This window comes from Brevundimonas sp. TWP1-3, from assembly GCF_049896085.1.
Lineage (GTDB): Bacteria > Pseudomonadota > Alphaproteobacteria > Caulobacterales > Caulobacteraceae > Brevundimonas.
Genome location: NZ_JAFCTP010000001.1, coordinates 1,098,722 through 1,115,113, shown reverse-complemented (window position 1 = coordinate 1,115,113; position 16,392 = coordinate 1,098,722). Strand labels below are relative to the sequence as shown.

The window sequence follows — 16,392 nt, the reverse complement described above, 5'->3', positions numbered from 1 at the left end:
GCTTCACCGCTCGTTAACCACGATGGCGCATCTCTCAACGCCTGTTCGTGGGGTCTGTTTTTGCGCAATCTCGTCGCCGCCGTCGAAGCGATCGATCCGCTGGTCGTGACCGGCAAGGTCGCGGGCGTGTCGGGCCTGCTGATCGAGTCGCGCGGCGGCCTGTCGCGCCTCGCCGTCGGCGCCCGCGCCGAGATCAGCCGACGCGGCCATTCCTCCCTGCCGGCCGAGGTCGTCGGGTTCCGCGATTCCAAAGCCCTGCTGATGCCCTTCGGCCAGGTCGAGGGCGTGGCCCCCGGCGCCGACATCCGCATCATCGACCAGGCCGCCAGCGTGCGCCCCACCACCGCCTGGCTGGGCCGGATCATCGACGCCTTCGGCCAGCCCATCGACGGCAAGGGACCGCTGCCGCAAGGCCCCGCCCCCTATCCCCTGCGCGCCCCGCCGCCGCCGGCCCATTCGCGCGGTCGGGTGGGCGAGCGTCTGGACCTGGGCGTGCGGGCCATGGATGTCTTCACCACCACCTGCCGGGGCCAGCGCCTGGGCATCTTCGCCGGGTCCGGCGTGGGCAAGTCGGTGCTGCTGTCCATGCTGGCTAAACAGGCGACCTGCGACGCCGTCGTGGTGGGCCTGATCGGCGAACGGGGCCGTGAGGTGCGCGAGTTCGTCGAGGAAACCCTGGGCGAAGAGGGGCTGAAACGCGCCGTCGTCGTGGTCGCCACCTCGGACGAGCCGGCCCTGAAACGCAGGCAGTCGGCCTATATGACCATGGCCATCGCCGAATATCTGCGCGACCAGGATCTGGAGGTGCTGTGCCTGATGGACAGCGTCACCCGCTTCGCCATGGCCCAGCGCGAGATCGGCCTGGCGGCGGGCGAACCGCCGACCACCAAGGGCTACACCCCCACCGTCTTCACCGAACTGCCCAAGCTGCTGGAGCGAGCGGGACCGGGACCGGTGCGGCCCGACGGCACCACGGCGGCGCCGATCACCGCCCTGTTCACCGTCCTGGTGGACGGCGGCGACCATGACGAGCCCATCGCCGACGCCGTGCGAGGCATCCTGGACGGACACATCGTGATGGACCGAAAGATCGCCGAACGCGGGCGCTTCCCCGCCATCGACGTGCTGAAGTCGGTCAGCCGCACCATGCCCGCCTGTCAGACCCCGCCCGAGCGCGAGCTGAACAAGCGCGCCCGCCAGTGCCTGTCGGCCTATGCCAATATGGAAGAGCTGATCAAGATCGGCGCCTATCGCACCGGCGCCGACCCCATCGTGGACCGCGCCATCGCGCTGAACCCCGCGCTGGAAGATTTCCTGGGACAGGACAAGGACGATCACACCCGTCTTTCCGATTCCTTTACCCGGCTGGAGCACATCCTCAATCAAGGCATGATCAGGGAGTAATGATTTAAATGACCGCTTGGGCCCAATCCCTGATCCGCATCTCCAACTACGAGGTCGAAACGCTGCAGAAGCGCCTCGCCGAGATCACCGAACGCCGCGCCAACGCCGAGATCCGCATCGCCGTCCTGGACGCCGAGGCTCAGAACGAACGCGACCGCGCCCGCATGGACGCCGAGGCCGGCATGATGCTGGGCGCCTATCTGAACGGCTGGAAGTCCCGCAAGGCCAAGGCCGAAGGCGACCTGACCGTGCTGGACGCCGAGGAGGCCGGCGCCCGCGACGCCCTGACCGGCGCCTTCGAAGAGCTGAAAAAATTCGAACACGTCGCCGAAACCACCCGCCTGACCCAACTGGTCGCCATCGCCAAACGCGAAACCGCCGCCTTCGACGAACTGGGCCTGCGGAAACGTGCGGTCTGACATGCAAGAATCTCCCTCCCCTTCATGGGGAGGGGTGATCGCGCAGCGATCGGGGTGGGGCCCGAAAGGGCGCGAGCGCGGTTCTGACCGCCCCACCCTGGCTTCGCTCCGCTTCGCCGTCCCTCCCCATGAAGGGGAGGGAGAGGCATGACGCCGACCCGCCGCACCGTCCTCGCCGCCCCCATCGCACTTTCCTTGAGCAATCTCGCCGCCTGCGACCGCTTCGCTTCGGCCGAAGCCACCCCGCCCAACGTCCCTCCGCTGAAATCCATCGCCCCCGCCCCGTTCGGCACGGCGATCAAGGCGATGCAGATCGACGACCCCGACTGGGTCACGCTTGCCCGCGCCAACGTCTCCCAGCTCACGCCCGAGTGGGAGATGAAGATGGAATACATCCTGGCCAACGGCCTGGACCGCCCCAACTTCGACCGCACCGACCGCATCGCCGCCTTCGCCCAGGCCCAGGGCATGGCGATGCACGGCCACACCCTGATCTGGTATTCGCAAGGCCAGGAAGCGTTCGCCGGCCTGGACGACGCCGCCTTCGACCGCGCCTTCGACGGCTATATCGCCACGGTCGCCGGTCGCTATCGCGGCAAGGTCCGCAGCTGGGACGTGGTCAACGAGCCGATCCTGGACGACGGTTCGGCCATGCGCGACTGCCACTGGTCACAGCGCTACGGTCACGACGGCTATATCCTGCGCGCCTTCGAAAAGGCCCGGATCGCCGATCCCGAGGCCGTCCTGTTCCTGAACGAATACAATCAGGAAAGCGTGCCGGCCAAGGGCGCCCAGTTCCTGAAACTGGTCGAGCGTCTGCTCAAGGCCGGCTGTCCGCTGCAGGGGCTGGGCCTGCAATCCCACCTGTGGATCGACATCCCCGAAGGCGTCATCGCCGCCTATATGCGCGAGGTGGCCCAGTTCGGCCTGCCGATCCATGTCTCCGAGCTGGACTGCACCCTGCGCACCGAAAACCGGCTGGATCTGCGCAGCCAAGCCGACCGCCTCGCCGCCCAGGGCGCGCGCGTCACCGAACTGGCCTCGGCCTTCGCCGCCCTGCCCAAGGCCCAGCAGTTCGCCTTCACCACCTGGGGCCTGCGCGACACCGACAGCTGGTATCGTCAGGGCGAAAAGGACGACGGCAAGGACAAACCCCTGCCCTTCGACAGCTTCGGCCGCCCCAATCCGATGGCGGCGGCCCTGGCGGCGGGGTTCGCGGGATAATCTCCCTCCCCTTCATGGGGAGGGACGGCGAGGCGCAGCCGAGCCCGGGTGGGGCTGTCAGATCCTTACTCAGGCCCCTTCGGGCCCCACCCCGATCGCTGCGCGATCGCCCCTCCCCATGAAGGGGAGGGAGAAAACGCAAAACGCCCGCCGTTTCCGGCGGGCGTTTCGATATCGGCGTATCGAGGATCTATCAGGCGGCGACGGTGACGACGCTCTCGGACGGGTCGCGCAGGACGTAGCCGCGGCCCCAGACGGTTTCGATATAGTGTTTGCCGTCGGCGGCGGTGGCCAGCTTCTTGCGCAGCTTGCAGATGAAGACGTCGATGATCTTCAGCTCGGGCTCGTCCATGCCGCCGTACAGGTGGTTCAGGAACATTTCCTTGGTCAGGGTGGTGCCCTTGCGGAGCGAGAGCAGCTCCAGCATCTGGTATTCCTTGCCCGTCAGGTGGACGCGGTGACCGTTCACCTCGACCGTCTTGGCGTCCAGGTTCACGGCGATCTCGCCGGTGTGGATGATCGCCTGGGCGTGACCCTTGGAGCGACGGACCACGGCGTGGGTGCGCGCGATCAGCTCGTCCTTGTGGAAGGGCTTGGTCATGTAGTCGTCGGCGCCGCCGCCGAAGGTCTTGACCTTGGTTTCGATCTCGTGGCTGCCCGACAGGATCATGACCGGGGTGTTGACCTTGCCGACGCGCAGCTGGCGCAGGACTTCCAGGCCGCTCATGTCCGGCAGGTTCAGGTCAAGCAGAATGAGGTCGTAGTCATAGATCTTGCCCAGATCGATGCCTTCTTCGCCCAGGTCCGTCGTATAGACGTTGAAGCCTTCCGACTTCAGCATCAGTTCGATGCTTTGGGCGGTTGCGTGATCGTCTTCAATCAACAGGACGCGCATACGTGCCCCTCCAGGCAAAAGCTTTGCGGTAACCACCCCGACGAACGTCTGGGTAACCTTGTTCGCAAGTTAAGACGTGAAAACCTTAAGAAGGGTTAACGCCATCCGATTGAGTCGAATCTAGGCTGATTTGCGAATCGCCGTCGAGTGGCCGGAGTCAACGATTCGAAATTTATTAACCATGTTGCGCCAGCCGACGTCGCCCCGCCTCGCCGCTTCCTCCCCTGCGCTCGCCGACATCCGACATAGGGTCGCCTGCACAACCTCAAGGCAGGCAAGGCGTCACGTCCGGCTTTGACGCGCAGTAGGACTTTATTCCTATCTCAAGGTCGGCGGCCCTCTATGGTGTCGTCATCGATTTCGAGAGCGGGAGGGTTTCGCCATGGAGGACTACAGGGTGCCGGTCAGCGAGGAGGACCGGGTCAAGGCGGGCCTGGCCATCCATCTGGTCGCGGCGCGCACGGGCGCGCAGCCGTCGCAGATGATCGGCGGGGGTCGGATGCACCCGCGCGCCGCCCGGCCGCGCTGGCTGGCCATGTATCTGTCGCACGTGGCCTTCGGCTGGACCCTGGAGAGGGTCAGCCACGTCTTCGGCGTCAATCGCGCCAGCGTCGGGACTGCCTGCCGCTGGGTCGAGGACGAGCGCGAACGCCGTCCCGTCGATGACCTGCTGAACGAGTTGGAGACCTGTATCCAGGGCCTGTACCAGACCCCGCGCCTGGACCTGGTCCAATGAGCCGGCTGCTGGAACGCGCGCGCGGGCTGATGGCGCGGCCCGGCGCCTGGCTGGGGGCCGACAACCCGGGGAGTGTGGGCGTCTATGCGCTGCGCCTGTCGGCGGATCGGCGCAGCCGCATTAGCCTGACCCTGACCGATGCCGAATTCCGCGCCCTGGTCGATCAGCCGGGCCTGCGGGCGCGCCCCGGCGGCGGCTGGATCGCCCGAACCACGGCGGACGAAACCGCGCCCCCTCCCCCCGGCCGCCCCGGCTTCGTCGCGGGCGAGCGCGACCTGATCCAGGCCGACGGCCGCATCGTGCGCCACCGCGCCAACCTGGGCGAAAGCCCCATCGCCTGGCTTGTGCGGCGCAAGGACGCCTCGGGCCGTCCCTGGCTGACCCCGGCCGAGGCCGCCGCCGGCGAGCGGCTGCGTCGCGAGGCCGAACAGGCGATGAAGGGCCCGTCCCTGACCATGCGCTGGGACGCCCTGCCCCACAGCGGATCGGGCACCGCCGCCCGGATGGAGCCCACCGACCGCGCCCTGTTGGCCGCCCGCCGGGTCGAGGGCGCGCTCGCCGCCGTCGGCCCGCGCCTGCGTCCCATCCTGACCCGCATCTGCATCCACGGCGACAGCCTGCAACTGGCCGAAACCGGCCTAGGCCTGCGTCGCCGCCAGGGCAAGACGGTCCTGAAACAAGCGCTCCAGGCCCTGGCCGACCACTATGGGATCGGCTGATTTGAGACGAAGTGCACAGATTGCACCCTGTTTTTTGCGCCTTAACCATAACGATGATTTTCGAAACCAAAACGGTCGTGGCATCGTTTGCGGCATGTCCTGACAATCGGAGATCGTCCCATGTCCCGTCCCCTGGCCTGCGCCCTGTCCACCCTGATGCTGGCGACGGCCCTGCCGGCGTCGGCCCAGACGCCCTCTGCGCTCAGAGACCTCGTCGGCGCCCGCGCGGGCCAGGCCGAGGGCGAGCTGAACCGTCGCGGCTATCAGGCCACGGATCGGTCCGAGGTCGTCGGCGACGGGCGCATGACTTATTGGCGCAATGGCAACGACTGCGTGTCGATCATGACGCGTGACGGCCGCTACGCCTCGATCAACCAGGCGGGTCGCAGCGAGTGCGGATCGGGCGGATCGGATCGCTCGAACGCCACGGCCATCGCGGCAGGGGTCGCCATCGTGGGCCTCGCCGCCGCGATCGCCGCCCACAACAGCCGCCACCGCGACGCCGACGCCGACCACGACCGGGAATATCAGCGCGGCTATGAGGCCGCCCTTCACGGCGCCGACTATGACGCCAATCACGAGACCGAGGGCTATCACGAAGGCTTCCTGGCCGGCGAGGACGAGGGTCAGAACCGCCGCCACGCCAACAGCGGCTGGGTTCAGAACGCCCCATACGCCGCGCGCCAGGCCTGCTCGCGTCGCGCCGACGAGTTCCAGAGCCGCCCCTATGGCTCCAGCGTGCCCATCGGCGTGCGCGACCTGGGACGCGGCGATTTCGAGCTGACGATGGCGACCGGATCGTATCGTTCGCGCTGCACCGTCTCGGCCTCGGGCGACGTGCGCTCGATGGACCCCGGCTGAGGCCTCAGATCAAGGCGACCGGGATCAGGACCGCGAACAGATAGATCACCGCCCGCACGGCGGCCGAGACCGCTATGCCGGCGCCCTTGGCCGTTGAGACGTTCAGTCGCCTGGCGAACCAGTGCGACTGGATGAACAGGAACCAGGCCGCGCCGCCGATCATAATCGTCGCGCCGACGGCGTTGGGCAGTTCGGGCCGCTGGAAGATGGCCCCGCCCACCGAGACGCAGGCGGCGCAGACGGCGGCGAGGTAGCATTGCGCATAGAAGGGCGCGCGCAGGGTCTCGCGGCTGATCCGCTTCTTCTCGTGACGCAGCAGGGTCACGGCGGCGACCAGGGGGATCAGGCTGAAGGCCAGGGAGCGGAACAGGACCAGGTTCTGCTGCGAGGCGAGCAGGATGTGGGTCGTCTCCGACGTCTCTTGCGGCGGCGGCACATGCAGGGCCAGAGCGATCAGATTGCCGATGACGATGGTGGCCAACAGGAACAGGGGCGGGCTGAGCGCATCATCGTAGCGATGCTCCTCGCTGTCGCTCTGCTCGCGGTCCGAATAGTCCATCGCCGCCAGCGGCCCGCGCAGGATCCGCCACAGAGTCAGGGGATAGAAGACCAGCCAGCTGACCGCCTCGAAGAGAAACTCCTCGAAACTGCGCAGGATCTTCAGCAGGTCCATTCCGCGTCCCTCGTCCACATCCCGCGATGGTGGGTCGTCGGGCCGCCGGTGGCAAGCGCCTTAGGCTATCAGACCGCTGACGTCGCGCTCTGGGCCGCCTGGCGAATGCGGCCGACCATATTGTAGAGGCCGTTAGCTCGCTGGGGGATGAGTGCAGACGGAAGTCCAAGGCGGTCCAATGCTGTGCGCGCATCGAAGCCTAAAATTTCGGATGGAGCTCGGCCAGAATACAGCTTCAGGAGCAAAGCGATGTTGCCCTTTGACATGGGACTGTCGCTGTCGGCGGCGAACCACAGCCGATCCTCGGTCGGCTTCACGGCCAGCCAGACCTGGGCGGCGCAGCCCGGCACCTTGTTGGTCTCGATCCGGTCGGCATCGTCCAGCGGGGCCAGCCCCTTGCCCAGTTCGATCACATATTCGATCCGCTGCTCCCAATCGCCCAGCAGGTCGAAATCGTCGGCCAGTTCGGCCAGGGTCTGGTCAATGGTCTCGGTCGGAGGGGTGCGCGCGCTCATGGCCCGCCAGATAGGCCGCCGGGCCGTTAACGACAACCGGCCGTTTTGTCCCCCGATATTCATGGTGAACGCCGCCATGGGGTTCGCCTTACGGGGGAGCGGCCTCGCTCCGACTCAAGGCGGAGACTAGTCTGGATGCAGACAGAACAACGGCCCGCCGCTTGAAATCCGACGCCCACACCAGATTACAGGACGACCGACGCCCCCACGAGCAAAGTGGCGCGCCGCTGGTCGCCCTGTGGCATGCGATCTGGGCCGTGGCGATCAGCCTGACGGCCCTGGCGGCCCAGATGCTGGACGGGTTGAAGGACGCGCCTCTGGCGGCTCTGTTGATCATGGCCTTCCCCGGCATCTTCGGCGTGGTGCTGATGGTGCGCGACACCGCGGGTCTGCGGTTCGCAACCATGGCGGGCTGGCTGCTGGCCGCCACGGCGTTGGCGGGGCTGACGGGCGGCGCGACCGGGGCCTTGCCGGGGCTGATCCTGATGCCTCTGGCCGCTGGCATCGCCCTGGATCACGGCAGGACAGGCGCCGACCGGCTGACGCGGCTGGGCGCCTTCGCGGTCATCCTGCCGCTGCTGTCGGGCCTGATCTCGACCTGGCTGAACGGGCCGGAGGCGCAAGGCCCCCTGCTGGCGGCCGTGTCCGGCCTGCTGGCCATGGGCGCGATCATCGCCGCCATGCGCCTGACCTGGAGCGACCGCCAGCGGCGTCTGGGCGACGCCGAAGACGAGGCCGCCCGCATCGCCGCCCTCTTGGAAGACCAGCCGGCCCTGACCCTGTTGCTCGATCCGTCCGGCCGCGCCGTGGCGACCTGGGGCAATCCGCCGCCCGCCCTGTCGGTGCTGGCCCTCAGCGAACAGGGGCTGATCTCGGCCGTCCATGCGCCCGACCGCCCGGCCGTGTCCGCTGCGCTTGCCCGCGCCCTGTCGGGCCAGCAGGTCGAGGTCCAGTTCACCCCGCGCATCGCCCTGGACCGGCGCGTGGTCATGATCCTGGGGCCGTTCCAGCACGATGCGGATCACCCCCGCCTGATCGCCCAGGCCTTCGACGGCACGGCCCAGTTCGCCCGCGAGCTGGGGCTGGAGACCGCCCGCGTCGAGGCCGAGGCCCAGTCCGCCGGCAAGACCCGCTTCCTGGCGAACATGAGCCACGAGCTGCGCACCCCCCTGAACGCCGTCATCGGTTTCGCGGACATCATGCGCCAGAAGCTGTTCGGCCCCCTGCCCGACCGCTACGCCGGATACGCCGACGCCATCCACCAGGCGGGCGGCCACCTGCTGGACCTGATCAACGACGTGCTGGACCTGTCCAAGATCGAGGCCGAACGCTACCAGCTGGTCATGGAGGCCTTTGACGCCCGCGACGCCGTGTCCGCCGCCGTCGCCCTGGTCCGGCTCCAGGCCGACGACAAGGGGGTGGACCTCGCCGCCGTCCTGCCGTCCGAGCCGGTCAAGGTCCGCGCCGACGCCCGCGCCCTGAAGCAGATGGCGCTGAACCTGCTGTCCAATGCGGTCAAGTTCACCCCCGCCGGCGGCTCGGTCACCATCACCCTGGACGCCGACGGCCCGGACCTGGACCTGGTCGTGTCCGACACCGGCGTCGGCATCGCGCCGCAAGACCTCAAACGCCTGGGCCGCCCCTTCGAACAGGCCGGCGGCGCGGATCAGAAGGCCCAAGGCACGGGCCTGGGCCTGTCCCTGGTCCGCTCCCTCACCGAACTGCACGGCGGCCGCATGACCATCGACAGCACCCTGGGCGAAGGCGCGGCCGTAATGATCCGGTTGCCGGTGATGGTGGTGGGGGAGGCGAGCGAGGCTGCCGCTGAAGCGACGCCGGTCACGGTCGGGGCTTGATACCTGCTAGACATTTAAGCTGCGGGGTATTGGCTTAGATACGCCCTCGACGAGCCTAGTTAGCGCCACTTGGTATCAGGACTCGAAAGTGTCAGTCTGACATCGAGGGGGCATCTGATGTCTGAAAAGAACGACACGCTCGTTTATGGCTTCAAACCTGAAGCTTGGGAGCGCTTGCCAGAATGGCTCCAGACGTTCGTCACGGAGTCCAATGAGCGCAACGCGCATGCGCACCACAGCGCTCATCGTCACGCATCGCAGACGCTTCAAGATCAAGCATGGAAAGCCAGCGACTTTGTCTTGAAGACATTGGTGACCGTCCAAGGCGGTTCGCTGGTCGCAATCTTAGCGTTTCTGGGCTCGCTCACTCAGCGCCGATCACAGTTAGATGTTGCTCCCCTCCTCGCCTCACTTGGCGGTCTAGGATTGGGTCTGCTGTTCGCAATAGCCGCAGCATTCTGCGCTTATTTCGTTGCAGTGTATTACGCAGCCGGACACGACCGTCGGGAAACGTCCTTTTCCTACCCGTTTGTTCAAACGACCCCAGAAGGCGAAGCACACGATAGAACTGGCGAAACTTTTCGATCGTGGGGCATCGGGTTCGCAGTCGCGAGCTTGGTTTCAGCAGTTATCGGTATTGCAGCATTTGGCTTATTCACAATTAAGGCGCTGACTGCCCCGGAGCGGGTCGCACATACGTCTCCGATGGAGACGGTGCCGGTACCTCAGATCTCAGAAAAGCGCGCCGTTCCAGAGGACGCGCGAGCGTTGAACCCGGAAGCGAGCAGCCCCAAAGATCGCTAAGGACGAACGCCTCGCGCCCGCCTAAACCTGCCCCATCGCCAGGAACGCCCGGCCCGCCGCAAAATCCCCGGCCTCGAATGTCGAGCGGGCGATACTGCCGTCGCGGAACAGGAATTCGACGGTGAAGACCTCGCGCGGGTCCAGCGCCGACAGGGCGTCGGCGGCGGCGGCGGGGAACAGCCAGGCCTGACCGGCCGGGCTGCCTTCGGACAGCAGCATGGCGTCGGCGCTGGTCACCCCGGCGGCCCAGAAGGCACGGCGCTGGACGACCGGCGGCAGGTCGTGCGCCAGCCACGGACGCGGCGCCACCGTGTGGTCGCGCATCACCACCCGCACCCCGGTCGGCCGCGACCGCCCCTGCCAGGACACCACGGCCGCCAGTTGATCGGGCCGGTCCATGCCGCCCACCACGCCGAACCGCACCGGCGAGGCGCCGGTCACGGTCGCCTGCATCAGCCGCCAGGTCGGGCGGGCGTAGGCCGCGCGGTCCGCGCTCCAGCGCCGACGCTCGCCGGGAAACTCCATCTTAGTCACGCGCGACCAGCCGGAAAAGGCGGTCTGGACCCGGCCGCTGACCGTCTTCAGATCGGCGGAACCGCACGGCGTCGATCCCGCCCGCGCCCGCGCCCGCTGCGCCGTCTCGGCCAGCTGACGGTCGTTGGCGCCCGCGCGCAGGGCCGCGCCCCGGGCCTGATAGGCGGCGGCGGTCAGGGCGGCGGTCAGTTGCGGTTCGAACAGGCCGCAACGGTCGTTGGCAGCCAGCACGAAGCTGCGCTCATAGAAGCGGTCCTGCGGCGCGGCGAGCGCGACCACGGGGGTCGCGGCGATCAGCACGGCCGATATCAGGGCTTGGGTCCGCCGGGGGGAAAGGCCTATCCTCATGCCGCCACCCTAGCCCGCTAGGGTTGGGGTTCCGTGTTCGAGCAGGGTTAGCGAATTGCTTCTTTCCAGCGACCTGTGGGTCAGCGCCCTGATCCGCCGCGCCCAGATCGAGGGCGCCTATGCGACCGTGGTCGCCAAGGGCGACGACCGCGCCGGCTCGGTCATCGTCAAGGCCTATGACACCTCCACCCGCACCGCCCGTCTCTACACCGAGGCCTTCGGAACCGACGGCGACCGCCTGTGGATCCAGCCGGTGACAAGCGACAGCGAAAGCGAACTGGACGCCTACATCGCCCGCCAGCGGGGGTATGATCCCGACCTGTGGGTGGTCGAGATCGAGGACAAACAGGGCCGGCACTTCATCACGGAGAAGGTGCAGGGGTAGGTGGCCCTCCCACCAAGCTGTCCAAAAATTCACGTGCCAATCGTCGGTTATCGTTCGATGCATCCGTGGAGGGACGTTTGGAGGATGGCATGGTCAAACAGAATTGGATCGTCGCCGCCGTTTTGGCGTCGGCGCTTATCGGTAGCGCCGCACTGGCTCAAACCGCCGCACCGATCACCAGCCGCGACGTGATCGGCGAATGGTCTCTTCGAATGACGCCCGTCCAGGGACAGGGCCGCACCCTCACCTTCCAGTCCAAGGACGGCGGGCCGCTGGTTCAGCCGCTCACGATCACGGCCCGATCCGGCGACCGGCTGACCTGCGTCGTCGACAGCGAACCCGCGCAATGCCGGATACGCGACGGCAGGCTGGTCGTCACATCAGGCTCAGGCGGCATGAGGATGATCTTCACCCTGGCGAGCCGCATACGTCAGGGGTTTGCGGGTTCGCTCGACTTGAGGGTTCGATTCACCCCGATCGGCGGCGCCATCGGCACGGTCGAAATGCTGCGACGCTGAGGAGAGCGGGTCTGCTTTCGTTCAGGTGCAGCCCTAGGTGGCCAGGCGTGCGGGATTGACCTGGAGCGTCACGATCAGCCCCTCCTCCGCCCAGTCATAGTCGATGGATCCGCGAAGGTGGCCGGTGACGCTGCGCTCCACCAGTTTGCTGCCGTAGCCCATCGTCCCCGTCGGCGCCGCGACCTTGGGTCCGCCGCATTCGGTCCACACCAGAGTGACCGCCTCGTCCTGGGCCGAGCAGGAGACGTCCAGCGTGCCTGCATCGGACGACAGCGCCCCGTATTTCAGCGAGTTGGTCGCCAGTTCGTGCACCACCAGCGCCACGATGGTGATGGAGGTTTCGCCGACGCTCGTGCGCGGCACGGACACCCGTATGCGCCCGGTGAAGGCGCCCAGATCGTCGTAGGGCGCCAGCAGCACGGACAGCAGGTCGCCCAGCAGGGCCGAGGGGGCTTCGGTCTGGCCCGGCACCGGTCGGACCAGGTCGTGCGCGCGCCCCAGGGCGGTCAGCCTCAGGGTCAGTTCGTCGGCCATCTCCTTCGTGCTCGTGGTCGAGCGGGAGGTGATCTTGGCCAGGCCCGAGGCGATAGTGAGCAGGTTCTTGACCCGATGGCTCATTTCACCGGCCAGAAGCTCGCGGCCTTCCTCGGCCTGTTTGCGATCGGTGACGTCGATGAAGATGCCGAACATCAGCCGGTTGACGATGCCGAAATCGTCGCCCTGACCGCGGGCCGAAATCCACTTCAGTTCGTCGCCGATCATGATCCGGAAGTCGATCTCATAGGGACCGATCAGCGAGCGGGTCGCACTGAAGGCCGCACGCACCCTGTCGCGATCCGCCGGGTGGATATGGGCGGACAGATCTTCGAAACACACATCCTTGCGGTGAGGAATGCCCCACAGGTCATAGGCGGCGTCGTCCATCGCTAGGGCGTCGGTATCGACATTCCAGGACCAGAGCGTAACCCCGGCGGCCTTGATGGCGCGCACCAGGTTCCGGGGCTCCCAAAGAAGCGGCTTCAGATCGTCGGCGGTCTTGGTCATGGCGTGTCGAGAGCCTTCAAAACGCGCGCCCGACGCTGCGGACGCACTTGCCGCGAGCCACGCGACGTTGGGCCCATTAGGGGGTGCGCCGAGCTTATGGCAAGGCTGCCGGGTTCAGCGGCGGCGGCGTTTACACCTTGCGCCCATCGAACGCGGCCCGCGCCGTCTCGATGCGGTCGATGTTCTTTTCGGCCCAGGTCCAGACGCCGCAGAAGGCTTCGGCCAGGGTGACGCCCAGGTCGGTCAGGCGGTATTCGACCCTGGGCGGGATGACCGGGTGGACGGTGCGGATCACCAGGCCGTCGCGCTCCATCTGACGCAGGGTCTGGGTCAGCATCTTCTGGCTGATGCCGCCGACCAGCTCGCCGACGCGGGTGAAGCGCTGCTCGCCGTGTTCGGCCAGGACCTCCAGGATCAGCATCGTCCACTTGTCCGCCACCCGGCCGATCACGTCGTTGACCAGGGCCTCGACGCGGGGATCGGCGGTCTCGCCAGTCTCGGGATGAGAAATTCTTGCGGGCGGAACGGCCGTCATGTCCAAATCTTTCGCTTGGGTAAGTATGGCAGTTCCTGGTGCCTACTTTCTAATGGAGAGCGTAAGCCATAGTTCATCGCCATCGCTAACGCACCCCTGAAAGGCGCCCGAATGAACATCACCGGCAACACCATTCTGATCACCGGCGGCGGCACCGGCATCGGCCGGGCCCTGGCCGAAACCCTGCATGCGCGCGGCAATCAGGTCATCATCACCGGCCGCCGCGAGGGCGTGCTGAAGGAAACGGCCGCCGCCAATCCCGGCATGGCGTGGGCGACGCTGGATGTGGATGACGCCGCCGCCATCGCCGCCTTCGGCGTCCAGGTGGTCAAGGATCACCCGGCACTGAACGCCGTCATCCTGAACGCCGGCATCATGAAGCTGGAGGACATCAAGGCCCGGCCCTTCGACCTGGCGACCGCCGAGGCGACCATCACCACCAATCTGCTGGGGCCGATCCGCATGACCGCCGCGCTCCTGCCGCACCTGACGGCGCAAGCCGAGGCGACGATCATGACGGTGACCTCGGGCCTGGCCTTCATTCCGCTGACGGCGACACCGACCTACAATGCGACCAAGGCGGCGATCCATTCCTGGACCCAGTCGCTGCGTCATCAGTTGCGCGACACCGGCGTCGAGGTGCTGGAACTGGCGCCGCCCGGCGTGGCCACCGACCTGATGCCCGGCCATGCCGACAACCCCGCCTACATGCCCCTCGCCGACTTCACCGCCGAGGTGATCGGCCTGATCGAACGCGGCGAAACCCCGCGCGGCGAGATCCTGGTCGAACGGGTCAAGCCCCTGCGCTTCGCCGAAGCGAAGGGCTATGAGGCCGTGTTCGAGCAGTTGAACGGGGCGTACTGAGGCGGCGCTAAAACCTCTCCCTCCCCCTGCGGGGGAGGGTGGCTGAGCCGCAGGCGAAGCCGGGTGGGGGCGGCAGGCGACCGCGCACCGATCTGACTTCAAACGAGGTCCGTGAGGCTTTACCGGGCCGCCCCCACCCGGTCGCTACGCGACCACCCTCCCCCGCAGGGGGAGGGAGAAGATTGTCGCTAGACGATCAATCGTCGTCCATCTTCAGAGCCGCGATGAAGGCTTCCTGCGGGATTTCAACCTTGCCGAACTGACGCATCTTCTTCTTGCCGGCCTTCTGCTTCTCCAGCAGCTTCTTCTTGCGGGTGGCGTCGCCGCCGTAGCATTTGGAGGTCACGTCCTTGCGGAGCGCGCGCACGGTCTCGCGGGCGATGATCTTGCCGCCGATGGCCGCCTGGATCGGGATGACGAACAGGTGGGGCGGGATCAGCTCCTTCATCTTCTCGACCATGCCCCGGCCGCGCGTCTCGGCGCGGGCGCGGTGGACCAGCATGGACAGGGCGTCCACCGGTTCCGCGTTGACCAGGATGGACATCTTCACCAGGTCGCCGACCTTGTATTCGGTGATCTCGTAATCGAACGAGGCGTAGCCCTTCGAGATCGACTTCAGCCGGTCGTAGAAGTCGAACACCACCTCGTTCAGCGGCAGTTCGTAGACCACCATGGCGCGGCTGCCGACGTAAGACAGTTCGACCTGCGAGCCGCGGCGGTCCTGGCACAGCTTGATGACGCTGCCGAGGTATTCGTCGGGCGTCAGGATGGTGGCCTTGATCCAGGGCTCGGAAATGGTCTCGATCTGCATCACGTCGGGCAGGTCGGCCGGGTTGTGCAGGTCGATCTCGGAGCCGTCGCGCAGGCCGATCTTGTAGACCACCGACGGCGCCGTCGCGATCAGGTCGAGGTTGAACTCGCGGCTCAGACGCTCCTGAATGATCTCCAGGTGCAGCAAACCGAGGAAGCCGCAGCGGAAGCCGAAGCCAAGCGCGGCGCTGGATTCCATCTCATAGGTGAAGGAGGCGTCGTTGAGCCGCAGCTTGCCGATGGCGGCGCGCAGGTCCTCGAAATCGGCGGCGTCCACCGGGAACAGGCCGCAGAAGACCACCGACTGGACCTCCTTGAACCCCTTCAGCGGTTCGGCGGTCGGCTTCTTTTCATCCGTGATGGTGTCGCCAACGGCGGCGTGGGCCACTTCCTTGATCTGGGCGGTGATGAAGCCGACCTCGCCGGGGCCGAGTTGCTCCACAGGGGTGTTCTTGGGCAGGAAGACGCCGACGCGGTCGATCAGGTGGGTCGACCCGTTGCGCATCATCTTGACCCGCATGCCGGTCTTCAGAACCCCGTCGAAGACGCGGACCAGGACGACGACGCCGAGGTAGGGGTCGTACCAGGCGTCGACCAGCATGGCCTTCAGCGGGGCGTTCGGGTCGCCCTTGGGCGCCGGAAGCTTAGTGACGATAGCCTCCAGCACGTCCTCGATGCCGATGCCGGACTTGGCGCTGCACAGGACGGCTTCGGAGGCGTCGATGCCGATGACGTCCTCGATCTGGGCCCGGACCCGCTCGGGCTCGGCCGCCGGCAGATCGACCTTGTTCAGGACGGGGACGATCTCGTGGTTGTTGTCGATGGCCTGATAGACGTTGGCCAGGGTCTGGGCCTCGACCCCTTGCGAGGCGTCCACCACCAGCAGCGAGCCCTCGCACGCCGCCAGAGACCGGCTGACCTCATAGGCGAAGTCCACGTGGCCGGGCGTGTCCATCAGGTTCAGGACATAGTCCTGGCCGTCCTTGGCCTTGTAGTTCAGGCGCACGGTCTGTGCCTTGATGGTGATGCCCCGTTCCTTTTCGATGTCCATGTTGTCGAGCACTTGCTCGGACATCTCGCGCGCGGTCAGGCCGCCGGTGTGCTGGATCAGTCGGTCGGACAGGGTCGACTTGCCGTGGTCGATGTGCGCGACCACGCTGAAGTTACGAATGTTCGAGATAGGGGGAGTCGTCATCCGCGCGCCCCTATCACGCGTAGAGGGCGGGGACCAGTCGCACGGCCGATCCA

Annotated in this window: 18 protein-coding genes; 11 read left to right on the top strand and 7 right to left on the bottom strand. The window is 66.8% G+C overall.

The window, feature by feature from the left end:
• Nucleotides 1-60 precede the first annotated feature (60 nt).
• From fliI to ACP693_RS05665, 3 genes are all read left to right on the top strand, one after another.
• A complete protein-coding gene (gene fliI / locus ACP693_RS05675; RefSeq protein WP_426018265.1) occupies nucleotides 61-1,404 on the top strand; it encodes a flagellar protein export ATPase FliI in 1,344 nt (447 codons plus the stop codon).
• Between the two features lie 8 nt (nucleotides 1,405-1,412).
• Nucleotides 1,413-1,823, top strand: a complete 411-nt coding sequence (locus tag ACP693_RS05670; protein ID WP_425985740.1) for a flagellar export protein FliJ — start codon at nucleotides 1,413-1,415, stop codon at nucleotides 1,821-1,823.
• 147 nt (nucleotides 1,824-1,970) lie between these two features.
• A complete protein-coding gene (locus ACP693_RS05665) occupies nucleotides 1,971-3,047 on the top strand; it encodes an endo-1,4-beta-xylanase (RefSeq protein ID WP_426018267.1) in 1,077 nt (358 codons plus the stop codon).
• 193 nt (nucleotides 3,048-3,240) lie between these two features.
• Here the strand turns inward: ACP693_RS05665 and ctrA are convergent, their stop codons facing one another.
• Nucleotides 3,241-3,942 (bottom strand): response regulator transcription factor CtrA, encoded by a 702-nt coding sequence (ctrA, locus tag ACP693_RS05660; RefSeq protein WP_135193504.1) that lies wholly within the window; start codon nucleotides 3,940-3,942, stop codon nucleotides 3,241-3,243.
• A gap of 382 nt (nucleotides 3,943-4,324) precedes the next feature.
• Here ctrA and ACP693_RS05655 point away from each other — a divergent pair, with 382 nt between their 5' ends.
• The 3 genes from ACP693_RS05655 to ACP693_RS05645 all read left to right on the top strand — a co-directional run bounded on the left by ACP693_RS05655 (nucleotide 4,325) and on the right by ACP693_RS05645 (nucleotide 6,258).
• Complete coding sequence (locus ACP693_RS05655; protein ID WP_425985744.1) at nucleotides 4,325-4,678, top strand: chromosomal replication initiator DnaA; 354 nt, start codon at nucleotides 4,325-4,327, stop codon at nucleotides 4,676-4,678.
• Nucleotides 4,675-5,397, top strand: coding sequence for a DUF6456 domain-containing protein (locus tag ACP693_RS05650; RefSeq protein ID WP_426018269.1), 723 nt, complete (start codon nucleotides 4,675-4,677; stop codon nucleotides 5,395-5,397). The genes ACP693_RS05655 and ACP693_RS05650 overlap by 4 nt, the downstream gene beginning before the upstream one ends.
• Nucleotides 5,398-5,517: 120 nt before the next feature.
• A complete protein-coding gene (locus tag ACP693_RS05645) occupies nucleotides 5,518-6,258 on the top strand; it encodes a hypothetical protein (protein WP_426018271.1) in 741 nt (246 codons plus the stop codon).
• Nucleotides 6,259-6,262: 4 nt separating this feature from the next.
• Here the strand turns inward: ACP693_RS05645 and ACP693_RS05640 are convergent, their stop codons facing one another.
• Entirely contained in the window at nucleotides 6,263-6,931 is a 669-nt protein-coding gene (locus ACP693_RS05640) for a hypothetical protein (RefSeq protein ID WP_426018273.1), read from the bottom strand.
• Between the two features lie 68 nt (nucleotides 6,932-6,999).
• On the bottom strand, nucleotides 7,000-7,446 hold the full coding sequence (locus ACP693_RS05635) for a SufE family protein (RefSeq protein WP_426018274.1): 447 nt from the start codon (nucleotides 7,444-7,446) through the stop codon (nucleotides 7,000-7,002).
• 161 nt (nucleotides 7,447-7,607) lie between these two features.
• Between ACP693_RS05635 and ACP693_RS05630 the strand changes: the two genes are divergently transcribed.
• Together ACP693_RS05630 and ACP693_RS05625 are read left to right on the top strand one after the other, a co-directional pair.
• Nucleotides 7,608-9,302, top strand: a complete 1,695-nt coding sequence (locus ACP693_RS05630) for a sensor histidine kinase (protein ID WP_426018275.1) — start codon at nucleotides 7,608-7,610, stop codon at nucleotides 9,300-9,302.
• A 117-nt stretch (nucleotides 9,303-9,419) separates the two neighbouring features.
• The gene (locus ACP693_RS05625; protein ID WP_426018277.1) at nucleotides 9,420-10,106 is read left to right on the top strand and encodes a hypothetical protein; all 687 of its coding nucleotides are present in this window, start codon (nucleotides 9,420-9,422) and stop codon (nucleotides 10,104-10,106) included.
• Between the two features lie 21 nt (nucleotides 10,107-10,127).
• Here ACP693_RS05625 and ACP693_RS05620 read toward each other — a convergent pair whose 3' ends face one another.
• Nucleotides 10,128-10,940 (bottom strand): hypothetical protein, encoded by an 813-nt coding sequence (locus tag ACP693_RS05620; protein WP_426018279.1) that lies wholly within the window; start codon nucleotides 10,938-10,940, stop codon nucleotides 10,128-10,130.
• Between the two features lie 103 nt (nucleotides 10,941-11,043).
• Between ACP693_RS05620 and ACP693_RS05615 the strand changes: the two genes are divergently transcribed.
• The gene (locus ACP693_RS05615; protein ID WP_426018280.1) at nucleotides 11,044-11,373 is read left to right on the top strand and encodes a DUF1491 family protein; all 330 of its coding nucleotides are present in this window, start codon (nucleotides 11,044-11,046) and stop codon (nucleotides 11,371-11,373) included.
• An 89-nt stretch (nucleotides 11,374-11,462) separates the two neighbouring features.
• Complete coding sequence (locus ACP693_RS05610; protein ID WP_426018282.1) at nucleotides 11,463-11,891, top strand: hypothetical protein; 429 nt, start codon at nucleotides 11,463-11,465, stop codon at nucleotides 11,889-11,891.
• Between the two features lie 33 nt (nucleotides 11,892-11,924).
• Here the strand turns inward: ACP693_RS05610 and ACP693_RS05605 are convergent, their stop codons facing one another.
• Together ACP693_RS05605 and ACP693_RS05600 are read right to left on the bottom strand one after the other, a co-directional pair.
• The gene (locus tag ACP693_RS05605) at nucleotides 11,925-12,935 is read right to left on the bottom strand and encodes a sensor histidine kinase (protein ID WP_426018283.1); all 1,011 of its coding nucleotides are present in this window, start codon (nucleotides 12,933-12,935) and stop codon (nucleotides 11,925-11,927) included.
• A 130-nt stretch (nucleotides 12,936-13,065) separates the two neighbouring features.
• Nucleotides 13,066-13,470 carry a winged helix-turn-helix transcriptional regulator gene (locus ACP693_RS05600; protein ID WP_426018285.1) on the bottom strand — a complete coding sequence of 135 codons (405 nt, stop codon included), beginning with the start codon at nucleotides 13,468-13,470 and terminating at the stop codon, nucleotides 13,066-13,068.
• A gap of 111 nt (nucleotides 13,471-13,581) precedes the next feature.
• Here ACP693_RS05600 and ACP693_RS05595 point away from each other — a divergent pair, with 111 nt between their 5' ends.
• Nucleotides 13,582-14,334 (top strand): SDR family oxidoreductase, encoded by a 753-nt coding sequence (locus tag ACP693_RS05595; protein WP_426018287.1) that lies wholly within the window; start codon nucleotides 13,582-13,584, stop codon nucleotides 14,332-14,334.
• Between the two features lie 196 nt (nucleotides 14,335-14,530).
• On the opposite strand, the gene lepA is transcribed toward ACP693_RS05595, so the two are convergent.
• A complete protein-coding gene (lepA, locus tag ACP693_RS05590) occupies nucleotides 14,531-16,339 on the bottom strand; it encodes a translation elongation factor 4 (RefSeq protein ID WP_426018288.1) in 1,809 nt (602 codons plus the stop codon).
• Nucleotides 16,340-16,392 lie beyond the last annotated feature (53 nt).

Coding starts and splice junctions, on each gene's coding strand:
- ACP693_RS05670 (WP_425985740.1), top strand. CDS start 1,413: ATGACCGCTTGGGCCCAATCCCTGATCCGCATCTCCAACTACGAGGTC.
- ACP693_RS05665 (WP_426018267.1), top strand. CDS start 1,971: ATGACGCCGACCCGCCGCACCGTCCTCGCCGCCCCCATCGCACTTTCC.
- ctrA (WP_135193504.1), bottom strand. CDS start 3,942: ATGCGCGTCCTGTTGATTGAAGACGATCACGCAACCGCCCAAAGCATC.
- ACP693_RS05655 (WP_425985744.1), top strand. CDS start 4,325: ATGGAGGACTACAGGGTGCCGGTCAGCGAGGAGGACCGGGTCAAGGCG.
- ACP693_RS05650 (WP_426018269.1), top strand. CDS start 4,675: ATGAGCCGGCTGCTGGAACGCGCGCGCGGGCTGATGGCGCGGCCCGGC.
- ACP693_RS05645 (WP_426018271.1), top strand. CDS start 5,518: ATGTCCCGTCCCCTGGCCTGCGCCCTGTCCACCCTGATGCTGGCGACG.
- ACP693_RS05640 (WP_426018273.1), bottom strand. CDS start 6,931: ATGGACCTGCTGAAGATCCTGCGCAGTTTCGAGGAGTTTCTCTTCGAG.
- ACP693_RS05635 (WP_426018274.1), bottom strand. CDS start 7,446: ATGAGCGCGCGCACCCCTCCGACCGAGACCATTGACCAGACCCTGGCC.
- ACP693_RS05625 (WP_426018277.1), top strand. CDS start 9,420: ATGTCTGAAAAGAACGACACGCTCGTTTATGGCTTCAAACCTGAAGCT.
- ACP693_RS05610 (WP_426018282.1), top strand. CDS start 11,463: ATGGTCAAACAGAATTGGATCGTCGCCGCCGTTTTGGCGTCGGCGCTT.
- ACP693_RS05605 (WP_426018283.1), bottom strand. CDS start 12,935: ATGACCAAGACCGCCGACGATCTGAAGCCGCTTCTTTGGGAGCCCCGG.
- ACP693_RS05600 (WP_426018285.1), bottom strand. CDS start 13,470: ATGACGGCCGTTCCGCCCGCAAGAATTTCTCATCCCGAGACTGGCGAG.
- ACP693_RS05595 (WP_426018287.1), top strand. CDS start 13,582: ATGAACATCACCGGCAACACCATTCTGATCACCGGCGGCGGCACCGGC.
- lepA (WP_426018288.1), bottom strand. CDS start 16,339: ATGACGACTCCCCCTATCTCGAACATTCGTAACTTCAGCGTGGTCGCG.